Here is a 25,267-nt window from a genome sequence, read left to right as displayed (position 1 = left end):
AGAAAGAAAAGTTGGATCTTACCCCACATAAATTGGACTGTAAATTATAATGAGAATGATTCGCATTGAAACAACGGAACGGTATGCGCAGATTCATCTCATGGTTACACCGGTATGTCGGGCTGACGGCGGTGGTCGTGCTCGTCATGAGCGGCATCACGGGCGCCGTCATTACCTTCGATGGCGAGATCGACCGGGCCGCGCACCCCGAGCTGCGCCGTGTCGAGCCGCGGCCGGGCGGCGCCGGCGTCGACACCCTGGCGGCCAGGGCCCGCGCCGCCTGGCCGCGCGCCCCGGTGCGCATGCTCGTCCTGCCGGAGTCGCCCGGGGACGCGGTGGAGGTCTGGTACCGGGGCAGCAGCATGCGGGCGTACCTCGGCCCGCACGACGCCCGCGTGCTCGGCCTGCGCGACACGCACGATTCGCTGATGGGCATCCTCGTCGACCTGCACACGAACCTGCTGTCGGGCGAGGCGGGCAGGGCGGTCATCGGCGGGTTCGGCCTGGCCGCCGTGCTGCTCATCGTCCTGGGCGTCTGGCTGTGGTGGCCCCGGCGTGGCCGCTGGCGCCAGGCATTGACCGTCAAATGGGATGCGGGTGCGGCGCGTGTCTGGCTGGACGTTCATAAAGTGGCGGGCATCGTGACGGGCGTGTTCCTCGTCGTGATCGCCGGTAGCGGCGCCGCGCTGGCGCTGCCCGGCGTCTTGACGGAGCCGTTGCTGGTCGCCTTCACCGGCGCAGGGGCGAAACAGGCCGCGCCGGCCTCGTCATCCCGCGCGGGACCGCCCGCGTCGCTCGACGCGATGGTCCAGCGGGCAGAGGCGACGTTCCCCGCCGGACGGGTCACGCGCCTGATGATGCCCGCCACGCCGACAGGCGCGGTGACGGTACGCATGCGGCTGCCCGGAGAAATCCACCAGATCGGCCGCACGTTCGTCCACTTCGACCGGTACGACGGCAGGCTGCTGCGGACCGACAACGTCCTCGAATCGAACCTGGCCACGCGCATCAACGCGTGGTTCTATCCGCTGCACACCGGCGCATACGGCGGGATGGCGACCCGCGTGCTGAACGTCCTGCTCGGCCTGTCGCTCGCGCTGATCTCCCTGTCCGGCGGCTGGATGTGGGTCAGGAACAGGCTCGCAAGGAAACGGGCGGAGGCGCGCAAACGCGGGCGTGCGCCGGTGACGACCGCAGTGAATTGACGGTTCAGTCGTCCTTCCGGGACCGGAACGGAAACATCAACTGTTTGGTGAAACCGTCCGGTACATAATCGCCCACCACGCCGTATTTCTCGGGAAAGCCCGTCTGGCCTTTGACGGCCGTACCCAGGATGTGATCGATGAACGCGAAATGCGCGGCGTAATTCTTGTCGATGGCCGCGTCGTCCGACGAATGGTGCCAGTGGTGGAAATCCGGCGTGACGATCACGTATTTCAGCGGGCCCCACGGCAAATGCACGTTGGCGTGGTTGAAGACGGCCTGGAATCCGACCACGACGATGTACACGTCCATGACGTTCTTTTCGAAGCCGAGCACGTACAGGGCGCCCAGTACGCCCACCCGGGTGATGATCAGTTCCACCATGTGCTGGCGCGAGCCGGCCAGCCAGTCCATCGTTTTCGCCGAATGATGCACGGCGTGGAAACGCCACAGGAAGGGAATCTCGTGGTAGGCGCGGTGGGTGCAGTATTGCACCAGGTCGGCGCACAGGATGCACAGCAGCAGTTGGGGCAGGAACGGGATCGATTGCACCGTATTCTGGATCGTGTCGCTCGCCATCCAGCCGAACAGGCGGTGAATGGCAAAGTTCACGGTCAGCAGCGCCAGGCCGACGATGAAATGGTTGACGGCAAAGTGCACGAGATCGGTCTGCCATTCGCGGCGGAACAGCAATTGATCCTTATAGAGCGGGAATACCTTCTCGATCACCGCGAAAATCAGGGTCGAGCCGAGGAGATCGAGGATGAACCAGTCCAGGCCGATGTACGGCGTGTGGTCGGGAAAATCGGCGACGGGGACGTGCGATCCGCCCAGCGCCAGCGTCAAGAGAATGAGCGCCGCCGCCATGCCGTTGATGCTGCGGCGCCGCTTGAAGATCACGTTGAGCAGGCTGATCGACCCGGACAGCACCATGGCCGCGAACATGATCGAGCGGATGATGTCCGGATCGTATTTCTGGCGCAGCTCCGGGGTCGTCAGATACTGCGGAAAATGAAAGGCCAGCACGCCGAGGAAACACAGCACGGCCAGGAAAAACGCGAGCGCACCGCTGGCCAGCCCGTAGCCGGGTTCCAGGCGGCCGCTTTGTTGCAGGATGTCGGCGGTAGCGGAGACGGCGTCCGTGACGTCGTCGAGCGCGGCGCGCGCGGGCTTGGTCAAAATTTTCATGAATGCGATCCGTTCTCGGCGATCAGGGCCGGCGGAGCATAGCATTTTGCGTCGCGCGAAAAGGCGCGGATTGTCACGTGGCCTTCAATCGGGGATGGGTTCGACCATGTCCCCGTGCCCGGCATATTCGTGAAAGATATCGTCGAGCCACGTCGCCAGTTCGTCCGCCGGCACGTCCGCTGGGATGACGACCTCCTCGAACGGGGTCCGCTTGCCGGGAACCGCGCGATACACGGCCCAGGCGTCGTTCTCGCGCCGGACGTCGACCTGGAAGCGGCCGTAAATGTTGAACCTCATCTGCGACTCCTTTCGGTTGGCGGTCCAGTGTAAAGGAATTTCCACCTCGGCCAGCCGGTGCGGACTGGCCTGGCCGGCGTCTATATCGGAACGGTATAGATCCCCCGCGATTGCGCATGCATGCGGCGGCCCGGGCGCGGCTACACTGGCCGCCATGAAAATCACCCGACTCACCACTTACCGCGTCCCGCCGCGCTGGATGCTGCTGAAGATCGAGACCGACGAAGGCGTCACCGGCTGGGGCGAACCCGTCATCGAGGGGCGCGCACGCACCGTCGAGGCGGCCGTGCACGAACTGTCCGACTACCTCGTCGGCAAGGATCCGGGCCGCATCAACGACCTGTGGCAGACGATGTACCGCGCGGGCTTCTATCGCGGCGGCCCGATCCTGATGAGCGCGATCGCCGGCGTCGACCAGGCACTGTGGGACATCAAGGGCAAGGTGCTGGGGCAGCCTGTGTACGAGCTGCTGGGTGGCCTCGTGCGCGACCGGATGAAGACGTACAGCTGGGTGGGCGGCGACCGTCCGGCCGAGCTGATCGCCGGCATCGCCGCGCTGCGCGAAGCCGGTTTCGACACGTTCAAGATGAACGGCACGGAAGAACTGGGCATCATCGACAACGCGCGCAAGGTCGACCAGGCTGTCGCCCGCGTGGCCGAGGTGCGCGCGAAGTTCGGCTTCGAGATCGAATTCGGCGTCGACTTCCACGGCCGCGTGTCCGCGCCGATGGCGAAGGTGCTGCTGCGCGAGCTGGAGCCGTACCGGCCGCTGTTCGTCGAGGAACCGGTGCTGGCGGAGCAGGACGAGTACTACCGCGCATTGGCCGACGCGACGTCGATCCCGCTGGCGGCTGGCGAGCGGATGTACTCGCGCTTCGACTTCAAGCGCGTGTTCGAGCGGGGCGGCCTCGCCATCGTGCAGCCGGACCTGTCGCACGCGGGCGGCATCACGGAATGCGTCAAGATCGCGGCGATGGCGGAAGCGCACGACATCGCGTTCGCGCCGCATTGCCCGCTCGGGCCGGTGGCGCTGGCGTCGTGCCTGCAGGTGGACTTCGTCGCGCACAACGCCGTGCTGCAGGAGCAGAGCATGGGCATCCACTACAACCAGGGTGCCGAACTGCTGGACTACGTGAAGAACAAGGAAGACTTCCGCCTGTCGTCCGGCTGGATCCGGCCGCTGCCGAAGCCGGGCCTCGGCGTCGAGATCGACGAAGAACGCGTGATCGAGGCGAGCCGCACGGCGCCCGACTGGCGCAACCCCGTCTGGCGCCACGCCGACGGCAGCGTCGCGGAGTGGTAGTCCGGCCTGCCGCTGGTGTACGATGCATGTCATACAAAAACATGCGGGGCCAGGGAAGCGGCAGGAAGAGATGAACGGAAGACTCGAAGGGAAGGTGGCGATCGTCACCGGTTCCACCATGGGCATCGGCGCGGCCGTCGCGCGGCGCTTTGTGGAGGAAGGTGCGCGCGTCGTGATCAACAGCCACGTCGACGACGCGGCCGCGCGGGCGCTGCGCGAGGAACTGGGCGGGACACGCAGCCTGTTCGTCCAGGCCGACATCACGGATCCCGCCGCGATGGAGCGGCTGGCGGCACGCACGCTGGAACGCTTCGGGCAGGTCGATATCCTCGTCAACAACGCCGGCGTGAACGTGTTTTCCGATCCGCTGGAACTGGATGCGGAGGGGTGGCGGCGCTGTCTCGCGCTCGACCTGGAAGGCGCGTGGAACGCGTGCCGCGCCGTGCTCCCGTCCATGCTGGCGGCAGGCAGCGGCAGCATCGTCAACATCGCGTCCGTGCACGGCCACAAGGTCATCAAGGGCTGTTTCCCGTATCCCGTCGCGAAGCACGGGCTGATCGGCCTCACGCGGTCGCTCGGCGTCGAGTACGCGGCGCGCGGCATCCGCGTGAATTCGATCTCGCCCGGCCTGATCATGACGGAGCGGATCGAGGCGTGGCTCGCCGGCTGCCCCGATCCCGACGCGGAACGCCGGCGCCAGGCCGCGCTGCTGCCGTGCGGGTGGATCGGGGAGCCGAAGGACGTCGCGAACGCGGCGCTGTTCCTTGCCAGCGACGAGGCGCGGTTCGTGAATGCGGCGGATTTGCTGGTGGATGGGGGCAGGAGTCAGGTGTATCACGACTAGGAGTGACTAGAAGCCTGGCCGCTTTCCTGGTGCTCGGACTGGGACCTTGTACGTCCGCTATCGACCCAACGCGGTCATTTCGCAGCAACGTATTTTCTTGACTTGATCCACGACCATTGCAGGAGGCTCCTCAACTCGTCGTCCGGTTCTGCGAGTACCCACTTGGCTATCGATTGCGTGAATCCCTCGGGGCATGTTCCTTCGAGTAGCTGAGAAAGACATGCAGTGACCCTATGTTGAATCTCATTGACCCGACGAAGCTGGCGCGGGTTGGCCAGTTCATCCGTGCCGGCCTCATAACTACTTCGCCCGGTGATCGTTATCTCCCAACTGAGCCTTGCCAGGAAACGGATTGCAAGATCTGGAGCAAGGCTTTCGATCCATTCAGCTTCAGCTGCGACTTTCGTCATTTTTTCTCCAAGCCGGACGGCGGTACGTTCGCCTGTACCCGAACGCAGCAGTTCATCTTATGGCAGCAGTCGACCCGAACCGGACGTTCGCGGTGTAGCCGTCAGGCTGTCAAATTAATGACAGCCTCAATCCGGTACCCCTCGGGATCGAAAACGAAGGCTGCATAGTAGCCATCGCCATATTCCGGCCGTGGCCCTGGTGCACCATTGCATCGTCCACCGTGGAGTAGCGCAGCAGTATGGAATTCGTGTACCTGGTTTGGCGCAGTAGCCGTAAACGCCAAGTGGAAGCCGTCTCCGGGAACTATGACTTGCGTTACGCGTTTCAAGCACAGCTTATCGTCACCACCTTCATACCCGTAACCCACGGCTTCGTCGTCAGCAAAGACTTGGATGTACCCCAGGGGTTTTAAAACCGCGTCATAAAAGGCAGAGGACCGGTCAAGGTTAGAGACCGCAATAGACAGGTGATGCAGCATATTTTCCTTGTTTGATAAGTCCGCTTCTGACCGATCTCGGCCGTTCATTGTACGGCAGGAACGACCCAATGCCGACGGTCATAAAGGTCAACGGCCTGTCGGCACGGTGCCTATGCCGAGAACCAAATCGCTGCGATGACGCCGATCACAACAGCTAAGCTGAGCCAATAAATCACACGCTGGTCCTTGGATGATTCTTCGTAAATCTGCTCACGTGTCTTCGTGAGGGAATCTACAAATAATTGGTGAAAATTTTTCTTCATATTGAATCGCCACAAGTTTTCTAGACACTCGACAGCCGCTGAAAATACTGCTTTTCGTACTCCATCGGCGACAAGTCATTGCTGAAGCTGTGCCGGCGCTTCGGATTGTAGATTCCTCTGCCTGGGAATTCACCGCCTTGCGCTCCTCTTCAGGCACGCCGTAGCGCTTCATCCAGGTGTAGAGGCTGGGCATGCTCACCCCAAGGCGTTCTGCCACCTCGCTCGCCGGGTGAGCACGTTCTGCCACCTGCTTGACCGCCGCGATTTTGAATTCCTCCGTGTACCGCTTTCCACTTATATCTTCTCCTTGACCCAGAATTATGGCTCAGGACTGTCTACAATTGTCGTGGCGATTCAAATGACATTCAACATCAAGATCAGCATTATTCCTCGGTATGACGGCCTTGAAAATATTCGCATCCGGTTTCTTACTTTACGTTTGTGCGTCCGCTCTTGGCCGAATTTTGTCGATCAGACGTGCGGTCTGAACAGGCCCAGGTCTCCCTCGAACGAATCCCGGGTTAGTCACTTCGACCCGCCACGACGGACGCGCCGCAATGCAAGTTCGAAGACAGTCAGACCGACTGCCAGTGCTGGCACCAAAGTCACGACGAGGTTGCCATCTGGTGTGGAGCATGACACCACACCCGCTGTTATGAAGGCAGCGATAGAGCCGAGGAGGATGGCTACGACTGGCAGCTTGGATGACATGCGTTCGCCCTGATCTTCATTATTCACAGCCTTGTCCTCCAACGTGTTCCAGGTGGCCGCTTCTGGCCGCTCCCGGCCATTCGGTTCAGCATAGCATGTTGTCGAAGTGAAAAAGTCACGGACTGTCACGACCGGCAGCTGTCGACCCAGAGTAGATGTTTGGGTCTTATTTCTCGATTTCCTTGAGCCAGTCGCGAAACCATTGAACTGGCATAGTCTCGCTATCAAACGATTTTGAGCGCAACTCCTCAATCGAGTATGTGTTCGAAAGATAGAGGTCCCACTGCGTTTCGATATCGGTCAGCACATGCAGTAACGCTTCGATTGAAGGTTCAGCGTCGATATTCAGATACTGACACCAGAAACGATCACACCACTCCGCGATCTGGCTGTGACTATACGGGCTGGTTTCCGGATTAGCGCCGTAGGTAAGCACACGAATCACTGAGTCACGAGTGAACGGAAGCTCAATGGGTTTAGACGGTTCCATGTTGTTCCGGCTCATTTGATCCGAGGCGCTGCCCCGTACGTTACTAGGTCCGCTCCTGGCCGAACCCGGCCGACTATGAACGCTCAGACCCAACAAGAATCTACATGCGGCTACTGACCCACACAAATAACTTTAGTTTCATACTGTTGGGCATTTTCCTTTTTCTTTGCTGCCCACGTGACCACTTCCTGAGCTTCCGCGGCTGTCATGACGGTTGCTTTTTCTTTATTTTTAATAAATGACACGCCTTCGAACTTGCCTTCCTTGCTACGCATGACTCTGGCAAAGACGGGCGCCGTCTTGCCGTCGCCAGTGCGCTTGTTTTGCTGGACGAGGTAACGCTTGTCGATTGTTTCCATGGTAAAACTCCATACTTGTAGAGCAAAGCAGCATTCTACGGCGTGTGAAGCGCCACCAGGAAAACACGGCGGGAGCAATGCTCACTCTTGTCCGGATAGCGCCGGTTGGTGAACGTCAGGACCCGACCCGTAGCGGACGTTCCGACGCCACGCATTGCGATATCAAGCTACTTTCGGGCGACCACTAGCGGCAACCGAGCTCAGTCCATGCTGTTACGTTCCTGGTGCCACGACGCGTGACAGTTAAGACACTGTTTCGCCCGTCTGGTAGCGAGACGGTGCCGGCACTTCCAACAAATTCCAAGGACTGCTCCGCATTCCGCAAACATCCTATGTTTCATATATTCGCGTACGACTTCCCTCGAGACTCCCTCTAGGTCAGCGATTTTCGTTTCAAGTGCATCTCGAGGGCCTTGGAGGTAGTTGCCGATTGATGAAAATGTGGGAAGTGACGGGCAAAACGCGGTAATCGATGCACCACATCGATCACATTCTCGTAAGCCCACAACTCTTTCCATAACGTCCTCTCTTGGATGTCCGCTCTTGGCCGAACCCGGCCGTTCGAATCAGCATAGCAGGCTGCCGACCTGTAGGAGTCGCGGACTGTCACCACAGGCCGCTGCCGACCCGAAGCGGACATCCCCACGCGATCAGTTTCCAATCTCTTTCGTTGGCTTCGGATGAGATTGTGTCGGGCGTATCTATGCCCGCACCGCGGCGTTTACTGGCGCCCTGCCACACCCATTTCAGGCCGCGAAGATAGCTTTCGGGCTTGACGGTACCGTGGTCCGTTCCCTCCACCGTATAACTCTGCAATTCCAAGCCCTTGTAGCCGTGTGTTCCGATCTGTTTTTCGAACAGTTCGATCGGTCCCCGGAACTGGACGGGTTCGAGCGAACCGGCCGAAATGAACATGCGCGCCTTGAACGGCCGATTCTGCTTGGCGAATGCCTCCTCAAGCTTGAACAGCGCACCGTTATCCCAGACGACAGCCGGGCTTACGGCGACATACCCGTTGAAGAAATCCGGATCTTTCAACGCGGCGCCGAGCGCAAACAAGCCGCCCAGCGAAGCCCCGACGAGGACGCGGTTGGTCTGTTCGGCGCGGTAGGTGGTTTCGATTAGCGGCGCGGCTTCCTTACGGATGAACTCGAGGAACTGGTGGCCCTTGCCCGATCCGGCGGCCCCTGCCATCGCCGTGTACGAGTGAAGATAACGACGCCGCATCGGAGGTCGCTGCGCTTGCGGAACATCTCGGTTTCTCGCCGGTAAAGCTCGGCGGACTTTCCGAAGGCGGTCTACTTGTGCATGCGCGCGGGAAAAGTTGGGGGCAGCTGATCTTCAAGGACCTCGTCAAGTTCGACTGATCTGATCTAAGCGCGGACGGTGCTGGCAGGTAAGTGGCACTTCGTTCAACCGGAAACGGGCGCGCGCGTGGGCCCGTTTTTGGCCGGTAGCGGGCGGTGATCACGGCTCAGTGTACCGAGCCGTTGTCGTCGGAGTAACAAAACGTGTTGGTAGCCGCACTAAGTCGTATTCCCGAGTTTGACCCTGAGCGGATCGGCAACTATCATTGTGGAAACTTTCAAGGCCCACGCCGCACCGCCATGTCCGATCCCCGCTCCGACCGCTTCGTCCGCGCCTACCTGAAGACGCGCCACCTCGTCCTGCTTGTCGAACTGGGCCGGCATGGATCGATCATGCAGGCCGCCCAGGCCGCGAACCTCACGCAGCCGGCGGCCTCGAAACTGCTCGGCGAGCTGGAACATGCGCTGGGTGTCACCTTGTTCGAGCGCCTGCCGCGCGGCGTCGAGCCCACGTGGTACGGCAAGGTGCTCATCCGCCGCGCCGGCGCCTCGCTGGCCGAGATGGACGCCGCGTACCAGGAAGTGATGGAACTGATGTCCGGCCTGCGCGGGCGCGTCGCGGTCGGGGCGATCCTGACGCCGTCGACCACGCTGGTGCCGGCCGCCGTCACCCTGCTCAAGACGCGGCATGCGCGCCTGAACGTGTCGATCGAGGTCGGCAGCAGCAAGCAGCTCGTCGAACGCCTGCGTGCCGGGGACCTGGACATCGTCATCGGCCGCGTCGTGGACGGTTCGATTGCCGACGAATTCCACTTCGAGCCGATCACCGACGAGCCGCACAGCCTGATCGTGCGCGCCGGGCACCCGCTGCTGGGCGCGCGCGGCCTGGACCTGGCCGAACTCGCGCAGCAGGCGTGGATCGTGCCCCCCGCCGGCAGCATGGTGCGCGACCGGATGGCGGCGCTGTTCCTCACGCAGGGCCTCGAGCAGCCCGCGGAGACCGTGTCGACGGCCGAGCTGCCCGTCGTGACGACGCTGCTGCTGGGCAGCGACATGGTGGCGCCCATGTCGGTGGAACTCGTCAAGCCCTACCTGGATAGCGGCCTGCTGGCCATGCTGCCGTACGAACTGAATCTGCGGATGGACGTTTACGGCATCATCACGCGCCGCCATCACCAGCTGTCGCCCGCGGCGGAAGCCATGCTCGGCGCGCTGCGCGAGACGGCCACGCGTCCCAAGCCGACGGCGCGCGTCACGTACATCAAATCGGTGTAAGCTGGCGCGATGGCTTCCTCCGCATCACACCGCCTGCTCGGCATCGACTGGGGCTCGAGCAACCGCCGCGCCTATCTCGTCGACGCCGCCGGCACCTGCCTCGCCACGCGCGCCGACGACCAGGGCATGCTCGCCGTGCGCCCCGATTTCGCCGGCTCTTTCGCGGCCCTCGTGGCGGAGATGGGCGTCGATCCGGGCATTCCCGCCGTCGCCTCCGGCATGGTCGGCAGCGCCCAGGGCTGGCGCGAAGTGCCTTATCTCGACATCGGCGTGCCGCTGGACGCGCTGCCCGACCACGTGGTCCGCGTCGACGACCCGCGCGCCGGCCGTCCGTGCTTCATCGTGCCCGGCTACGTGCAGCGCGGCGAGCACGTGGACGTCATGCGCGGCGAAGAGACGCAGTTGCTGGGCGCCGTGGCGCTGGGCCGGCGCGACGGCTGGTTCGTCCTGCCCGGCACGCACAGCAAGTGGGTGCATCTCGCGGACGGCGTCATCCGCCGCATCGCCACGTTCATGACGGGCGAGTTGTTCGCGATGGTGTCCGCGCACGGCACGCTGGCGCCGCTGATGGCGGGCGCGCATGACGACGACGGCGCATTCGTCGCTGGCCTGGATGCCGCCCGCCGCGGCGCGCCGCTGTCGAACGCGCTGTTCGGCGTCCGTGCGCGCGTCGTCTCGGGCGCCATGCCGGCGGCGCAGGCGCGCTCGTTCGTCAGCGGCCTGCTCGTCGGGACGGAGTTCGTCGCCGCGGTCGGACTGACGGGTGGCGTCGTACCGCCGACCTGCATCGGCTCGCCCCTGCTGCGGGCCCGCTACGCGCGTGCGGCCGGCCATTTCGGCACCACGTTGGCCGGCCTCGATCCGGACCGCGTGTATTGCGCCGCGCTGGCGCGCTTCCTCGACCGGATTCCTTCATGAATTTTGCCTTGCCCCTCGTTGCGATCCTCCGCGGCCTCGATCCCGCCGACGCCGGTGCCGTCGGCCGCGTCCTGTTCGACGCCGGCTGGCGGCTGCTCGAGGTGCCGCTGAACCGGCCGGGCGCGCTCGATGCCATCCGCATCCTCGTCGACATGGCCCCGCCGGACGCGATCGTCGGCGGCGGGACGATGCTGAGCGTGGCGGACGTCGACGCCGTCGCGCAGGCGGGCGGCCGCCTGTTCGTGTCCCCGAACTGCAATCCCGTCGTCATCGCGCACGCGCGCGCAACCGGCATGCTGTGCGCGCCCGGCATCGCGACGCCCACGGAAGCTTTCGCCGCGCTGGATGCGGGCGCCCATGCGTTGAAACTGTTCCCGGCCGAATCGATCGGCCCCGCGGGGCTGAAGGCGTTGAAATCCGTCCTGCCGGCCGGTACGCCGTTGTGGCCCGTGGGCGGCGTCACGCCCGAACAGATCCCGGCGTGGAAGGCGGCCGGCGCGACGGGCGCGGGCATCGGCAGCCAGCTATTTGCGCCCGGCGTGGGGCTGGACGACCTGGCTGCGCGTGCGCGGGCGTTCGCCGACGCCTGGCGCGGGTGAGCACCGGGGCGGAACCTTGCCGCCGCCAACGGCCCGTGCGCGCAAGCTCAGCTCAGGTACCGGAGTAAGTCGTATGCTTGCTCGATCGCACGGTCGGTCGCGGTTGCCCTTTGTTCCAGGGTGAGAGCGCGACTCTCCAAAGGCAGCTCGTCGGATCTGAACCGGGTCACCGTAGCGATCAGCACGGGAAACCGGGGCGGCGGCGCTTCACCCGCAAGGTCGAAAAAGTGTGGCGGCGTTGGCTTCATCGCATCGTTGAGATAGTGAAGCGGAAATGCATGACGCGCATGGAACGGTAAATGGTCGAAATCTCCGAAGGCCAGTTGACGCGCGTGCTGGGCAATCGTTCCCCGGACCGTATCGAGCGCCTCGAATACGTCCAATCCAATCGGGCTTCGACGTTGGGCGAGGAAACCCAGCCCAAGCGGATTGACGTCGCGCTTCTGCTTGCCGCCCCATGTCCACTTCGCCATGATGCTGTCCACGGTCAGCGGCGGCGCCCCGGGCGCGGTCGGCCCTGCGATGGGGTAGCCCAGCAACGTGCCCATCAGCCCATCCCAACCGTTGGGATTGGACGGCGCCGGCTTGAATTCGCGCCCGGCGCCCGGTGCGCCATCGACAAGATCTTCCAGTAACTTGCCTAGCGATTCATGGGCCGGGTCCACCCGGGCACTGGGTGTCGGCTCGCCCGCAAGCCAGTGGACCGACTTCTGATTGGTCTCCCACCTCGTGTTTCCAGCGCCGTGGTCCCACAAGACACCAAATTTTCCGATGTCGTGGGTCGCTGCGCCGGCGCCATTGGGAGGCACGGCAATATGGTAGAAGCCGTGGCCTTTCGGCCGTGAGGCGTATCCTGTCTGGAGTTCGAATCGCGGCCATCGATGGAACAGGTAGAACTGCGAATGGTCGGTGCCGACCGGGTCCGGACCGTTGACGGGATCGTACGGAAACGTGAGGGGAAGCCGGTCGCCGGAGCGCTTCACCATCAGCAAGCAGGCGGCCCTGCGGGTGACCCTGTGTATTCCATTGCCCGCCGGTTCGGTGACGTAAACGACGAACATCCCATCCGCGAGCTCGCACCTCGGGTTTTCTTGCCCGGCCGTGAACTTCGCATACGGCGAACCGTGCAAGAAAGTCGCCCGGAAATTCACGGCGTTGACGTTCTGGTCGTACAGATTGGACGACTCGGCATTCAATTGCCGTACGGTCCGCTCCGAGATCAGGTCCCGTACGAAATGCGGCTCGTCCCTCACGCTGCTCACGGTCGCGCAATGATGGTGAGCGTCGGAAAAAATGCTGTTGTAGGCGTCGGTGCAATTCACGCCCGCGTGTTTAATCAGCGCCATCGATTCACCTTGAAAACAGTTCGGTTTTTGTTTGTCCAGGCATTCTATTGGACACGAATATCCTGCAACCTGAATTTGCGCACCCGTCCATCCGCATCGAACAGGATCCTGAGTTCCCGGATCTGCGTGCCCGTCGCTGCCATGCGGCCGACCAGGGGCACGTATTTCACGAGCCGTGCGGCGCTGTCGTCGTACCGGTAGAACCAGACTTCGCGGCCGTTCGGGAACGCCGTCACGGACGCGTCGCCCAGCGCGCGGCGAACGTCGTCCCTCGTCGTCGTGCCCGCGACCAGCAGGCCGGCGGCGCGGTCCTGCGTCAACGTTTCGATCCGGCCGTTGCCGGTGGCGGCGCAGCCGGCCAGCAGTGCGGCCAGCGAGAGCATGATCGCCGCTCTCATGGCGGATCGTCCATGTACTCGAATTCGAGCAGCGTGTCGTCCGGCCAGTTTGCGTCGAAGATCGCCGGGATGTACTGCCGGTCGCGCGCATGGCCCCAGTCGACGAGCGCATAGCCGGCTTCCGGCAGCAGGCGCGCGGAATTCGCGTACATCCATTCGCCCGCGATCGCTTCGCGCCGGGCGCCGTGGACGAGCGTGACGTTGAACACGGGACGGTCGGCGAAGAACGGGTTCTGGAACGTGCGGTACGTGCACGGATCGCCCGTGGCGACGAGCGCCATGATCGACGGATCGCGCACCATGCGGCGCAGTTCCGCCCCCTTCATGTCGACCTTGCACTCGAGCCGCAGGTCGCCCAGGCGGCGTGTAGCGGGCGGCAGTCCCGGCGTGCGGATATCGACGCGCCAGGCGTACGTACCGTCTTGTTTGTTCGTCATGACGACGGCATCCTGCGCGGCCAGGCGCGCATCCATCGGCAGGGTGAACGACTGGTTCGCGTCCAGTTCGACCGGCAGCTCGGTCTTGCCGGCGACGAGGGTGACGACGAGGCCCGCGAACGATGCGTCCTGCGCGCGCGGATACAGCCGGAATCGCAGGGCGGCGCCCGGTGCGAGCTGGCGGTGTTCGGCGAAGACCTGCATCCCCTTGTAGAACCTGCGGTACGGGACTTCGTCCACGTCGCGCACGGCTTCGATCCTGACGACCTGCGGCGCATTTTCGTGCGCCTCCTGCGCCGCGGAAGGCGGAGCCCAGCAACCCAGTGCGCCCAGCAAGGGCAGCCACGCTCGAATCCTTGTCACGGCGATGATCCCGAAATGTCGACGGTCGGCAGCTTACCGGATCGCGTCACGAAAAGATGCACGCTTTGTCACGGCTGGTAGAATGGACGGACGATCTTCAAAGCGCACGATCATGCCCCGACCCGACTGCCACCCCGCCGCCCAGGTCTTCTGGCGCGACCCCGCCTTGCCGTTCATCGAAGCGCGCCACGTCGCCGACGGGCGCGGCCTGCACTACGGGCGCCATTGGCACGAGACGCATTCCGTCGGCGTCATCACGGGCGGCCGCAGCACTTACGTCAACGGCGCGCATGCGGAAGTGGTGGAGCAGGGTGCAGTCGTCGTCATCAATCCGGGCGACGTCCACGGCTGCAATCCGGTCGACGACGCGCCGTGGTCCTATGTGATGTTCTACTTCGATCCCGTGTGGCTGGGCGGCGTCCAGGCGCGCGTGCGCGGCCTGGCGAATCCCGCGTTCCGCGCGTACGCACAGGCGGCGTTGCGCGCGCCGCACCTGGTGGAGGCGGGCGTGCGGTTGTTCGCCGTGCTGGCGGAGCCGGATCGCAGTGCTGCGGAACGCGAGGCCGCAGTCGTCGATTTCGTCGCGCGCCTGGACGGCGCGCTGGCGCCCGGACCCGCCCCGGATACGGTCACGCCGAAAGTCGAACGCGTCGCGCGCCACATCGACGCGCATTTCGCGGACGCCCTGCCGCTGCAGGACCTGTGCGAGGCGGCGAACCTGTCCGGCTCCTACCTGATCCGCGCATTCAAGAAGCGCTACGGTGTCGCGCCGCACGAATACCAGACCAACCGCCGCATCCAGTACGCGAAGGCGCGGCTGCGGGCCGGCGCGCCCATCGCCGAGGTCGCGCTCGACACGGGCTTTGCCGACCAGGCCCACTTCCAGCGCGTGTTCAAGCGGATGACCGCCGCCACGCCGGGCCAGTACCGCGACTGAACGTCAGGCGGCAGCCAGCCAGACGACGCTCGCCACGAGCATGCCGGCCATCGTCCGGTTGAAGACGCGCACGCGGCGCGGGGTGCGCAGGTACACCTGCAAACGGCTGCCGGCCCAGGCCCACGCGGCGATCGACAGCCAGCACACGACGAAGTAGATCGCGGCGAACAGCCAGACGGCGGACGCCGCGCCGTCGGACGCATACGTGCCCATGCCCGCCAGCGCGGCCAGCCACGCCTTGGGACTCAGCCATTGCAGGGCGGCGCCCTGCAGCATCGTCGGCCGCGCCGCCGTCTCGCCCGCATCCAGCTCGCCCGCGTCGCTCGCCAGTTTCCACGCCATGTAGAGCAGGAAGACGACGCCGGCCCAGCGCACGACGTTCGTCACCTGCGGCCAGGCGGCGACCACTTCGTGCAGCCCGAGTCCGGCCAGCACGAGCAGCAGGCAGAACCCGGTGGTGGCGCCGGTGACGTGGGCGAGGCTGGCCGTGAAGCCGTGGCGGGCGCCGCTGCCGAGGGCGACGACGTTGACGGGGCCCGGAGAGATCGAGGTGGCGAGGGCGAAAGCGGCCATCGAAGCGAACATGCTCATCTGCGTTTCCTTTCGTGTTGAGGGATGGGGCAGACGATAGCGGCGGCACGCGGGCCGGTATTGAAAAAAATGACCCAACCAATTGCTCAGCAACTTGCGCGTTCGGCGCGGCGTCGCGATGGTATGGTGCTGCGATGACTTCCTTCGATACGACCCGGCGCCGCCTCCTGAAGGGGCTCGGCGCCGCCTGCGCGTCCGTGTGCGCACCGGCGCTGGCCGCGGACTTCGACGTGCGTACGTTCGGCGCCCGCGGCGACGGCACCACGGTGGACACGGATGCCATCCACGCCGCCATCGCCGCGGCCAGCGCCGCCGGTGGCGGCACCGTGCGTTTCCCGGCCGGCCGCTACCTGAGCTTTTCGATCCGGCTGCAAAGCCGCGTCGCGCTGTACCTCGACGCCGGCAGCGTGATCGTCGCGGCCGATCCGGCGGACGGCCAGGGCCGCTACGACCCGGCCGAGCCGAACCCGCACGACGCCTACCAGGACTTCGGCCACAGCCACTGGCACAACTCGCTGATCTGGGGCGAGAATCTCGAAGACGTGGCGATCCTGGGTCCGGGCCGCATCTGGGGGCGCGGCCTGACGCGCTCGGGGCCGGGCGCGAACCGGCCGCTCAACGCCGGCGACATGCCGTCCTCGCTCGGCGGCAAGGATCCGATGGGCGAGCGCGCGAAGTCCGGCGCCGTGTTCGGCGCGGAGATGGACGGCAAGGGCAACAAGGCGATCGCCCTGAAGAACTGCCGCAACGTGCTCCTGCGCGACTTCTCGATGCTCAAGTGCGGCCACTTTGCCGTCCTGGCGACGGGCGTGGACAACCTGACGATCGCTAATCTCACCGTCGACACGGAGCGCGACGGCTTCGACATCGATTGCTGCCGGAATGTCCGCATCAGCGACTGCGCGGTCAATACGCCGAACGACGACGCGATCTGCCTGAAGAGTTCGTACGCACTGGGCCGCGCGCGCTTCACGGAGCACGTGACGATCACGGGTTGCCAGGTCTCGGGCTTCGACCTCGGCACGCTGCTGGACGGGACCTACCAGAAGACGCAGCTGAAAGCGCCGGACGAGGAAGGCGTGTGCGGCCGCATCAAGCTGGGCACGGAATCGAACGGCGGCTTCCGCAATATCGTCATCGCGAACTGCGTGTTCGAGCATTGCCGCGGCCTGGCGATCGAAAGCGTGGACGGCGCCGTCATCGAGGACGTCGCCGTCGACAATCTCGCCATGCGCGACCTGACGACGGCGCCGCTGTTCATCCGCCTGGGCCGGCGCATGCGCGCGCCCGCGGGCACACGCGTCGGCGCGATCCGGCGGGTGAACATCAGCAACGTGGTCGTGTCGCAGGCGAACGCGCCGTACGCGGCTATCGTCGCCGGCCTGCCGGAGGCGCCCGTCGAGGACGTGCGGCTGTCGAACATCACGATCGTGTACGGCGGCGGGGGCACGGCGGCGGATGCGCGGCGCGTGCCGCCCGAGGTGCCGGACCACTATCCGGAACCGAGCATGTTCGGGGTGACGCCGGCCTACGGCCTGTACGTGCGCCATGCGCGCAACGTGGAGGTCCATCACGCCGACCTGCGCACCGCGGCGCCGGATGCGCGGCCGCCCGTCGTGCTGGACGACGTGAAAGGCGAGCGCTTCGACCACGTGCGATTCGGCCGCGCGGCCGGCGTACCGGCCATACGGCGGGTCAGGCCGGCATCGGCTCCTCCTCGCGCGTGATACGCCACATGTCCAGGTTCACGCCCCGGCGGTAATCGTGCTGCATCTCGGGCGTCAGCACCTCGAACATCAGGCCATTCTCGAGCCACAGCTCGACGACGTCGAACACGCCGCCGCGCGAGCAGGGCACCGCGCGCCAGCCTTCGCGCCGGCCGATCGCGAGGATCTCCTCGACGGAACGCTCGGTCCCGATGGCCAGGTGGAAGCAGGCGTACGGGCGCGGGGCGGCGTCCGGATGCGGCCGGGCCATCCCGGCGCCGTTCCCCGGCGCCATCGGCAGCGTGTGCGGGTAGACCTCGACCATCGACCCGCGCACGTCGCCGGCCATCGCGACCCTCGCGCCGGGCCACGGCGGGAAGCGGAACGACTGGCCGCCCCAGATCTCGGCGATGACGGCGGCGACGCGCTCGGGATCGCGCGCGGGAATGGAAGCGTGAAAAATCATGGTTCTCCTCGGGAAGTGGCGGCACGGGCCAAAGTTGCGATGACACGCACGCCAACGTTGCCGAGGTAATTCCCGAGTACCGCCCATGCCGGGACGAAGCCCAGCTGCTGTTCGAGCAGGCACCGTGCGGCGCCGACGACGCAACGCTCGAACGTCTCGAGCATTGCGCCGCGCCGTGGGAGCGGCTGCGGGATAACTCCGGTGGTTGACGTGTCCATGGCGCGCATCTTGACATTCGCGCCATGGACGGTCTCGCCCCACCGGTGGGGGTATCGACTACTTGCCGATCTCGACGCGGTAGACCGGCACCACCTTCACGCCCTTCAGCTCGGCCAGCTGCGGCTTGCCGCCGAAGTCGGGCCGGTGCTCGCGCGGCAGGTAGATCGGCGCATCCGCCCGAAGGGGCAGCACGGTCAAGGTCAGCGGACCCTGGCGCTGCGCGGGCAGGTTACCCAGGTCGAATTGCCAGCGCTGGCCGTTGTAATACCAGTCGTCGACCATGCGCGTGCCATCGAACAGGCGGGCCACGTCGCCCGTGAAGTCGATGTCGAGCAGCAGGCTGTCCACGTCCTTCGACCGATTCGCCGCCCCGACGTCGAGCAGCCACGCGGCCGACGCGCCGAACGCTTCCGGATCCGGCTGCACGGCCGCATTGGCGTTGCCGCCGATGCGGACCGGGCGTACCGGCTGGGCGTCGCGCAGCGGCTTCACCGCGACCGCGACGTCGCGCGGCGGCAGCGTCGTGTCGAACACCTGGAACAGGCCGTCGCGGCCGGCGCTCTTCAGCGTCGTCGATGGATAGACGGCCGCGCGCACGTGGGGCTGGCCCGCGCTCCGGAGGACGAGCCGCCCGCCGTCGAAGTACGCCTGCGCGTCGCTGAGCACGAGCCGGCGCTGGCCCTGGAACGTCCCGATCGCCGCCTGGCGCGCCTGCGCCTGCGACAGCACGAGCACCGTCAGCGGCTTCGCGCCCGGGCAACGCACCGTGAACGCCGCATCGAGGCTGGGCTGGATGCCGTCCACGACGACCGCGCTGGCACCCTCGTCGACGTGCGCGCGCTGGGCCTGCACGCAGCCGCGGGCTTTCTCGCCGAACGCGAATTCGACGGGGATGCCGTCCTGCGCCGCGAACACCCACGTGCCGCCGTCCAGCCGAGCGAGCGGCTGCGCCGTCGCATACGTCAGGCGCTGGCCGCGCTCGTCACCTAAGTCGAAATTGACGGGCCAGGCGAAGTAGGCACCGGCCGGCAGGTCGACAGGTTGACGGGGCAGCGTTACCGTGCCGCCGGGCAGCTTGACCGCGAAGCGGACCTGCTCGCGCGCCGGCGTCGGATACTGGCGGATGTGGCCATCGTAGAACAGGAACGCGGCATCGCCGCGGCTGCGCACGGACCACCGCGGCGTATCTAGATCGGCCGGATCCTTCGGCACGACGTCCGGTTTGCGCACGGTCATCGGCGCCAGGCGCGCGCCGAAGTCGTGCAGGAACCAGTGGAACGGACGCAGGCTCGCCAGCACGGCGCGCTGCTGGCCGTCCGGACCCAGCGGCGCATTGAAGTCGTAGTTGATCGCCGGGACGTCGTTGTAGCCGCCGCTCTTCGTGCTTTCCTCGAGGGTCGTGCCGCCGACGGGATTGCGCCCGCCGTGGAACATGTAGTACCCCATCAGGTTGACGCCGGAGCCCAGCTGCACGGGCAGCATGGCCGCGATGTCGTCGCTGGAGACCAGCGTGCGGCGGCGGTACATGGCGGGCAGGCCCGCGCCGTATTCCGCGCCGAGGAACGGGGTCTTGTCCATGTCCGTTTCCGCCGTGCCCTGCTGGCTCGCGCGGGTCTGGGCACCGAGGTCGCCGCTCACGCGCGTGTCGAAACGGAACGCGTACGTCTCCTTCGGCGGCAATTCCTTGGTACTGGTCGCCCATGGCTCATCGGGGTAGCCGCCGAACACCGGGGTGACTTCGCCGGACGGGTACAGGGTCTGGTCCCAGCCGGTGACGGTGTAGTAGGGCACGTCGATGCCTGCCTTCACGGCAAGACCCTTCAACGTGCGGATGTGCTCCGCGCCGCGGCCCGGGCCGGCCAGGTTGTACTCGTTTTCGATCTGCGCGCCGATCACGGGGCCGCCCTGCTTGTACAGCAGGCCGTCCAGCTGGCGCCCGATCTCGCGGTAGTAGCGTTCCACGTAACGGAGGTAAGTCGGATCGTTGCCGCGCGTGGGCATCGCGTCGACCACCCAGTCCGGGAAGCCGCCGTAGCGCACCTCGGCGTGCGACCACGGGCCGACGCGCACGACGACGTCAAGGCCGTGCTTGCGCGCGAGCTGCACGAAGCGGCGCAGGTCGCGGTTGCCGGACCAGTCGAATTTACCCTCGGCCGCTTCGTGGTGGTTCCAGATGATGTAGCTGGCGACGATGTCGATGCCGGCCGATTTCATCTTGGCGAGTTCCGCATCCCAGCTGGCGGCCGGGCTGCGCGTGTAGTGGAACTCGCCCATCACCGGCAGCCAGGGCTTGCCGTCGCGCGTGAGGTACTGGTTGTTGATGCCGAGCGTGTGGCCGCCCGGCGCCGTTGCCGTGCCCAGCTTGATGGTGCCGGTGCGCGGATCGGGCGCCGGCGCCGTGGCGTCGACGGTGAGGAGTTGTTCCGCGCCCGCCATGCCGGGGCCGGCGAAGGCCAGCAGCACGGCGGCGCGGAGCAGTGTGGGTCGGGTCATCGTCATCATCAGAACTTGTACGAGAGGCCCACGTTGTAGCGGCGGCCGTATTCCATCACGTTCTGCATGTAGGCGTTCGCGTTCTGCGTGTAGACCACTTTCTGGTTCGTGATGTTGTCCAGGCCCACGCGCAGCTGCAGCTGCGGCGTCAGGTAGTACGAGAAGTTCGCGGTGACGTATGTCTCCTCGCCGTTTTCCGCCATGTACCCGGCCGTCCAGCGGGGCATGCGCACGAACGGGCTGTGGTAGTTGGCGGACAGGCGGGCCTCGAAGCCGTTCTTTTCGTACCAGAGCGTGACGCCGCCGTTGTTGCGCATCAGGCCTTCCATCGGGAAGTTATTGGTGTACTCGTGGATGTCGCTCTCGTTGTACGACCAGTTCGCGGCGACGCCCAGGCCGTCGAACGGGGCCGGCAGGCGCGTGAACGCGTGCTGGTACACCAGCTCCAGGCCGCGCACATAGCCGCCTTCGCCGTTGATGGAACGGGTGATGACCGCCTGGCGGTTGCCGATGGTCGTCGTGTCGGTCGTGATGCCGATGTAGCTGCCGATCTGCTTGTAGAACAGCGCGGCCGAGAACAGCGAGCCCTTGTCGAAGTACCACTGGTACGCGAGGTCGGCCTGGTTGGCCATCATCGGCAGCAGGCCCGGGTTACCGGCGCTGCCCGTCAGCGGCTGCTGCGAGCCCGGCGTCGTGTCCATCGAGATCTGGCGCGATGCGCGCATCTCGTCCATCGGCGCACGCGACATGGCACGGGCCAGCGAGAAGCGCACCTGGTGTTTCTGCTCTTCGTCGAGGCCGAAGATCAGGTTCATGCTCGGCAGGGCCTTCGTGTACGAGGCGCCGCCCGACACCGCCGTCGGCGCCGCGCCGTTCACGGACTCCATGCCTTCGCCCGTCTGGCTGGTGTGCAGGACGCGCACGCCCGCATTGCCGCGGTACTTCAGGCCGAACATCTCGCCGTCCAGGTCCGCCTGCGCATACAGGGCGCTCGTGCGCTCCTTGACGCGCCAGCCGGCCAGCAGGTCGTTCGCGGTCGGCGTACGGCCCGCCGCATCGAGGGCGCCCGGACCGAACGTGGAGGACACGGTGCCTTCGAAATCGTTCAGCATCAGCGCGGGGAAGTAGCCCGGCACGTTGATGGTGGTGTACGCGGAGGCCGGGATCGCCGCATTGTTCGGCGAGATGTTCCACGTGGTCTGGCGGTACGACTTCTCGCGGTCGGCGAAGCGCGCGCCGATCTTGAGGCGGTTGACGGGGCCCAGGTCCAGCGGCAGCGCGCCGCTCAACTGCGCGGAATCGAGGCGGTCGTGCACGTGGCCGTCGTTGTCGATGACCAGCTGCGGCGCGCCGAACGTCGCGAGGTTGCCGGTGTCCTGGCTGTACGAATACGACTGCTGCTCGTTGCCGGTGAAGGCCCAGGACAGGGTGCCGTTGTTCACGGTCGTGTTGCGCACGTCGGCCCACTGGCTGGCGCGGCTCGCGCGCGACGTGGCGACGTCCGCCTCGACCTTCCAGTCGCCCACGTTGAACTTGCCGTTCAGGCCACCGGCGAAGTTGTCCATGTTCTGGATCCAGCGCGTGCTGTGCGTGGTCAGGCTGACGTCCTTGACGGTCGCGCCGGTGACGTAGCCGTTGCGGATGTCGACGTTCGAGTAATTCCCGGTCTGCCAGCCGTCCCAGTTGCCGACGTCGCCGGTCCAGTGCTGGACGCTCGGCTCGCGGATCTTGTTGCGGGCGAAGTACAGGTCGGCCGTGATCAGGGCGTCGGGGCTCGCCTTCCATTCCAGCTTGCCCAGCACGCTGCTGCGTTCATTGGTGCCGCTCTTGAGCTCATCCTCGAAACCCCACGGCGTCTTGTCGACTTTGCCGTCGCCATTCAGGTCGGCGGAATGGTCTTCGTTGAAGCCCCAGTGGTTCTTGCGTTCTTCGATCGACGGCTGCTTCTGGTAGCTGAACGCGACGGCCGCACCGATGGTCTTGTTCGCGAACTGGTCGATCCAGATGCCGCCCAGGCGCGGGCGCACGGCCTGCGCATCGACGTCTTTCGCCAGCGGGTAGTACAGCGCGTCGGCCTTCAGCGACGCCTGGCGGCCGTTGTACTTCAGCGGCTGCACGGTCTGCAGGTCGATGGTCGTCGCGACGCCGCCTTCGACCAGGTCGGCGTTCTGTGTCTTATAGACGATGGCGCCGGACAGCGACTCGGACGGGAACTGCTCGAAGCGCACCGCGCGGTTCGGTTCGGACGATGCGAGTTCGCGGCCGTTCAGCGTGGCGCCGATGAAGCGTTCGCCCATGCCGCGCGCGACGATCTGGCTGGCGTTGCCGCGATCGAGACCGGCGGCGAGGCCCGGGAGGCGCGCCAGCGATTCGGCGATGGTGGTGTCGGGCAGTTTGCCGATGTCTTCGGAGGCGACGACTTCGACCATGCTGTTGGAGTTCTCCTTGACGGAGAGGGCGCTGCGCACGGACGCGCGGATGCCGGACACGACGACCTGCTGCACGGCGGTGTCGCCGCCCGCGGCCGGTTCGGCCGATGCGGTTTGCGGTGCCTGCTGGGCGAGGGCGGGGACGGCGGGGAGGACGAACAATGGGAAGAGCGAGCGTACGAGTACGCTCAGGGTTTTCTGCTGCATGTAATCTCCTTGCTTTTGTCGTTTAGACTTATGTGTTGTTGTCGACTTTGTTGGTGCGTCGAGCGAACCAATCAAGCGACTGACCGGCATTCTGTCGCGTTGCAAGGAGCACAACCATTATGTTTTTCACCAGCGTATATACGAAGTTCATATAGCCTGGTGAAAAACATAAAAAAAGAGGCAGCCCGCAGGCTGCCTTGGAATTGCTGGCGCTTGGTGGGCTCGGGGAGCCCACCCTACGTCATCGCTGTAGGGTGGGCACCCCGTGCCCACGATTGCATATCACCACCACCACATGCCGTAGGCTGTAGAGTGGGCACCCCGTGCCCACGATTGCATATCACCACCACATGCCGTAGATCGTGGCCAGCACCACGCAGATGACGGCCGAGCCGAGGGCGAACGCGCCGTCGACCTTGAACAGCTTGGTGTCGACGATCAGACCCTTCACCTTGCCGCGGGCGAACACGGTGCTGAGCAGGACCATGCCCGCGACCACCAGCCAGAACACGATGAACATGCGGTCCAGGAACGGGATCTCGTAGACACCGCTGCCGTTGTCGTGGGCGAAGCCGATCGGGGCGAGGAAGGACAGGTCCATCATCCCCGGCAGGAACTTCAGGATGATCGAGAACACGAGACCGCCCACGGTCGCGAACATCGCGGCGCTGGACGTGGTCTTTTTCCAGAAGAAGCCCAGCAGGAACATGGCCAGGATGCCCGGCGAGACGAAGCCCGTGTATTCCTGGATGTACTGGAAGCCGCCCTTCTTGTCGATGCCCATCAGCGGGGCGATCAGCACGGCCAGCAGCATCGACACGACGACGGTCATGCGGCCGATCCACACCATCTTCTGCTCGGTGACGTTCGGATGCAGGCGTTTTTGATAGATGTCGAGCGTGAAGATCGTGGCGATCGAGTTGGCCTTGCCGGCCAGCGACGCGACGACGGCGGCGGTCAGTGCCGCGAACGCGATGCCTTTCAGGCCCGACGGCAGCAGTGCCAGCAGGGTGGGGTAGGCGCGGTCCGGATTCAGTTCGCCGCCGACGCGCATCGCGTCGCCCAGCGCGCCGGAACGGTCCAGCGCGAACGCGGCGATACCCGGCATGACGACGATGACCGGCATCAGCAGTTTCAGGAACGCGGCGAACAGCAGGCCTTTGCGGGCCGTCGGCAGGTCGGCGCCCAGCGCGCGCTGCGTGATGTACTGGTTGCAGCCCCAGTAGTTCAGGTTCACGATCCACATGCCGCCGATCAGCGTGGACAGGCCCGGCAGGTCCATGTAGTTCGGGTTGTCGCGGCCCAGCACCATTTCGAAGTGGTCGCGGGTCGAGTTGTACAAGGTCGAGAAGCCTTGCAGCGCGCCGTGGCCGTTGCCCAGTTTGGCGACGAGGTCCAGGGCCAGCCACGTGGTCACGAGGCCGCCGATGACGAGGCAGGTCACCTGGATGACGTCCGTGTAGCCGATGACCTTCATGCCGCCCAGCGTGATGATGGCGGCGAAGACGGCGAGGAACAGCATGCAGGGCAGCACGCCGATGCCGGTGACGCTGCCGATGGCCAGCGCGCCCAGGTACAGGATCGAGGTCAGGTTGACGACGACGTACAGGCCGAGCCAGAACAGGGCCATCGTCGTGGCGACGGCCTTGCCGTAGCGCTGTTCGAGGAACTGCGGCATCGTGTAGATGTGGTTCTTCAGGTAGACCGGCATGAAGAACACGGCGACGATGACGAGCGTGGCGGCGGCCATCAGTTCGTACACGGCGATGGCCATGCCGATGCGGAAGCCCGAACCGCTCATGCCGATGAACTGCTCGGCGGAGATGTTCGAGGCGATCAGCGAGGCGCCGATGGCCCACCAGGTAAGGGAACCTTCGGCCAGGAAGTAGTCGTGCGAGGCGGACGTATTCGCGCTCTTCTTGCGGCGGTAGACCCACAGGCCGTAGCCTGCGACTACGACGAAGTAGAACAGGAAGACGATGGCGTCGAGGCGGGAAATCAGATTCATAGGTTTGTCTCGGTTGTGATT

General features: G+C 65.2%; 24 protein-coding genes and 1 pseudogene. 9 read left to right on the top strand and 16 right to left on the bottom strand.

What is annotated here, in order from left to right; translation table 11 throughout:
- The first annotated feature begins 83 nt into the window (after positions 1–83).
- Positions 84–1,205, top strand: coding sequence for a PepSY-associated TM helix domain-containing protein (locus ACEN98_RS32640; protein WP_413388979.1), 1,122 nt, complete (start codon positions 84–86; stop codon positions 1,203–1,205).
- Positions 1,206–1,209: 4 nt separating this feature from the next.
- Here ACEN98_RS32640 and ACEN98_RS32635 read toward each other — a convergent pair whose 3' ends face one another.
- Together ACEN98_RS32635 and ACEN98_RS32630 are read right to left on the bottom strand one after the other, a co-directional pair.
- The gene (locus tag ACEN98_RS32635; RefSeq protein WP_413388978.1) at positions 1,210–2,391 is read right to left on the bottom strand and encodes a sterol desaturase family protein; all 1,182 of its coding nucleotides are present in this window, start codon (positions 2,389–2,391) and stop codon (positions 1,210–1,212) included.
- A gap of 84 nt (positions 2,392–2,475) precedes the next feature.
- The gene (locus ACEN98_RS32630; RefSeq protein ID WP_056125605.1) at positions 2,476–2,688 is read right to left on the bottom strand and encodes a hypothetical protein; all 213 of its coding nucleotides are present in this window, start codon (positions 2,686–2,688) and stop codon (positions 2,476–2,478) included.
- 154 nt (positions 2,689–2,842) lie between these two features.
- Here ACEN98_RS32630 and dgoD point away from each other — a divergent pair, with 154 nt between their 5' ends.
- Positions 2,843–3,991, top strand: a complete 1,149-nt coding sequence (gene dgoD, locus ACEN98_RS32625; protein ID WP_413388977.1) for a galactonate dehydratase — start codon at positions 2,843–2,845, stop codon at positions 3,989–3,991.
- 70 nt (positions 3,992–4,061) lie between these two features.
- Positions 4,062–4,835, top strand: coding sequence for an SDR family oxidoreductase (locus tag ACEN98_RS32620; RefSeq protein WP_413388976.1), 774 nt, complete (start codon positions 4,062–4,064; stop codon positions 4,833–4,835).
- A gap of 74 nt (positions 4,836–4,909) precedes the next feature.
- Here the strand turns inward: ACEN98_RS32620 and ACEN98_RS32615 are convergent, their stop codons facing one another.
- The 6 genes from ACEN98_RS32615 to ACEN98_RS32590 all read right to left on the bottom strand — a co-directional run bounded on the left by ACEN98_RS32615 (position 4,910) and on the right by ACEN98_RS32590 (position 8,741).
- Positions 4,910–5,245 (bottom strand): hypothetical protein, encoded by a 336-nt coding sequence (locus tag ACEN98_RS32615; protein WP_413388975.1) that lies wholly within the window; start codon positions 5,243–5,245, stop codon positions 4,910–4,912.
- Between the two features lie 101 nt (positions 5,246–5,346).
- The gene (locus ACEN98_RS32610) at positions 5,347–5,724 is read right to left on the bottom strand and encodes a VOC family protein (RefSeq protein WP_413388974.1); all 378 of its coding nucleotides are present in this window, start codon (positions 5,722–5,724) and stop codon (positions 5,347–5,349) included.
- A 210-nt stretch (positions 5,725–5,934) separates the two neighbouring features.
- Positions 5,935–6,285 (bottom strand): transposase, encoded by a 351-nt coding sequence (locus ACEN98_RS32605; RefSeq protein WP_413389124.1) that lies wholly within the window; start codon positions 6,283–6,285, stop codon positions 5,935–5,937.
- A 579-nt stretch (positions 6,286–6,864) separates the two neighbouring features.
- A complete protein-coding gene (locus ACEN98_RS32600) occupies positions 6,865–7,188 on the bottom strand; it encodes a hypothetical protein (RefSeq protein WP_413388973.1) in 324 nt (107 codons plus the stop codon).
- A gap of 110 nt (positions 7,189–7,298) precedes the next feature.
- Positions 7,299–7,547 carry a hypothetical protein gene (locus tag ACEN98_RS32595; RefSeq protein ID WP_413388972.1) on the bottom strand — a complete coding sequence of 83 codons (249 nt, stop codon included), beginning with the start codon at positions 7,545–7,547 and terminating at the stop codon, positions 7,299–7,301.
- 606 nt (positions 7,548–8,153) lie between these two features.
- Complete coding sequence (locus tag ACEN98_RS32590; RefSeq protein WP_413388971.1) at positions 8,154–8,741, bottom strand: alpha/beta hydrolase; 588 nt, start codon at positions 8,739–8,741, stop codon at positions 8,154–8,156.
- An 11-nt stretch (positions 8,742–8,752) separates the two neighbouring features.
- Here ACEN98_RS32590 and ACEN98_RS32585 point away from each other — a divergent pair.
- The 4 genes and pseudogenes from ACEN98_RS32585 to ACEN98_RS32570 form a co-directional block, all read left to right on the top strand.
- Positions 8,753–8,914, top strand: a pseudogene (locus ACEN98_RS32585) (NADP oxidoreductase coenzyme); the annotation flags it as partial.
- 240 nt (positions 8,915–9,154) lie between these two features.
- Positions 9,155–10,129 carry a LysR substrate-binding domain-containing protein gene (locus ACEN98_RS32580; protein ID WP_413341668.1) on the top strand — a complete coding sequence of 325 codons (975 nt, stop codon included), beginning with the start codon at positions 9,155–9,157 and terminating at the stop codon, positions 10,127–10,129.
- A 9-nt stretch (positions 10,130–10,138) separates the two neighbouring features.
- Positions 10,139–11,047 (top strand): 2-dehydro-3-deoxygalactonokinase, encoded by a 909-nt coding sequence (locus ACEN98_RS32575; RefSeq protein WP_413388970.1) that lies wholly within the window; start codon positions 10,139–10,141, stop codon positions 11,045–11,047.
- The gene (locus ACEN98_RS32570; RefSeq protein ID WP_413388969.1) at positions 11,044–11,646 is read left to right on the top strand and encodes a 2-dehydro-3-deoxy-6-phosphogalactonate aldolase; all 603 of its coding nucleotides are present in this window, start codon (positions 11,044–11,046) and stop codon (positions 11,644–11,646) included. Before ACEN98_RS32575 ends, ACEN98_RS32570 begins: the two co-directional genes overlap by 4 nt.
- A 47-nt stretch (positions 11,647–11,693) precedes the next feature.
- Here the strand turns inward: ACEN98_RS32570 and ACEN98_RS32565 are convergent, their stop codons facing one another.
- The 3 genes from ACEN98_RS32565 to ACEN98_RS32555 are packed head-to-tail and all read right to left on the bottom strand — an operon-like array spanning position 11,694 to position 14,190.
- Positions 11,694–12,992: a hypothetical protein gene (locus ACEN98_RS32565; protein ID WP_413388968.1), complete on the bottom strand. Its 1,299-nt coding sequence runs from the start codon at positions 12,990–12,992 to the stop codon at positions 11,694–11,696.
- A 44-nt stretch (positions 12,993–13,036) separates the two neighbouring features.
- On the bottom strand, positions 13,037–13,390 hold the full coding sequence (locus ACEN98_RS32560; protein ID WP_413388967.1) for a hypothetical protein: 354 nt from the start codon (positions 13,388–13,390) through the stop codon (positions 13,037–13,039).
- Entirely contained in the window at positions 13,387–14,190 is an 804-nt protein-coding gene (locus tag ACEN98_RS32555) for a hypothetical protein (RefSeq protein WP_413388966.1), read from the bottom strand. The genes ACEN98_RS32560 and ACEN98_RS32555 overlap by 4 nt, the downstream gene beginning before the upstream one ends.
- 112 nt (positions 14,191–14,302) lie before the next feature.
- On the opposite strand from ACEN98_RS32555, the gene ACEN98_RS32550 reads away from it, so the two are divergent.
- The gene (locus ACEN98_RS32550) at positions 14,303–15,127 is read left to right on the top strand and encodes an AraC family transcriptional regulator (RefSeq protein WP_413388965.1); all 825 of its coding nucleotides are present in this window, start codon (positions 14,303–14,305) and stop codon (positions 15,125–15,127) included.
- 3 nt (positions 15,128–15,130) lie between these two features.
- Here ACEN98_RS32550 and ACEN98_RS32545 read toward each other — a convergent pair whose 3' ends face one another.
- Complete coding sequence (locus ACEN98_RS32545) at positions 15,131–15,718, bottom strand: LysE family translocator (protein WP_413388964.1); 588 nt, start codon at positions 15,716–15,718, stop codon at positions 15,131–15,133.
- 134 nt (positions 15,719–15,852) lie between these two features.
- On the opposite strand from ACEN98_RS32545, the gene ACEN98_RS32540 reads away from it, so the two are divergent.
- Positions 15,853–17,445 (top strand): glycoside hydrolase family 28 protein, encoded by a 1,593-nt coding sequence (locus tag ACEN98_RS32540; RefSeq protein ID WP_413388963.1) that lies wholly within the window; start codon positions 15,853–15,855, stop codon positions 17,443–17,445.
- Here ACEN98_RS32540 and ACEN98_RS32535 read toward each other — a convergent pair.
- From ACEN98_RS32535 to ACEN98_RS32520, 4 genes are all read right to left on the bottom strand, one after another.
- Positions 17,414–17,890: a hypothetical protein gene (locus tag ACEN98_RS32535; RefSeq protein ID WP_413388962.1), complete on the bottom strand. Its 477-nt coding sequence runs from the start codon at positions 17,888–17,890 to the stop codon at positions 17,414–17,416. The genes ACEN98_RS32540 and ACEN98_RS32535 overlap by 32 nt on opposite strands.
- Before the next feature lie 276 nt (positions 17,891–18,166).
- Entirely contained in the window at positions 18,167–20,602 is a 2,436-nt protein-coding gene (locus ACEN98_RS32530; protein WP_413388961.1) for a beta-galactosidase, read from the bottom strand.
- A gap of 8 nt (positions 20,603–20,610) precedes the next feature.
- On the bottom strand, positions 20,611–23,238 hold the full coding sequence (locus tag ACEN98_RS32525; RefSeq protein WP_413388960.1) for a TonB-dependent receptor: 2,628 nt from the start codon (positions 23,236–23,238) through the stop codon (positions 20,611–20,613).
- 340 nt (positions 23,239–23,578) lie between these two features.
- Positions 23,579–25,246, bottom strand: coding sequence for a sodium:solute symporter family transporter (locus ACEN98_RS32520; protein ID WP_413388959.1), 1,668 nt, complete (start codon positions 25,244–25,246; stop codon positions 23,579–23,581).
- Positions 25,247–25,267 lie beyond the last annotated feature (21 nt).

This window comes from Massilia sp. CT11-137 (assembly GCF_047302885.1).
GTDB classification, from domain to species: Bacteria; Pseudomonadota; Gammaproteobacteria; order Burkholderiales; family Burkholderiaceae_D; genus Telluria; species Telluria orientalis.
Note: the sequence above shows the minus strand (reverse complement) of the source record. Positions and strands in the feature narration are given on the sequence as shown.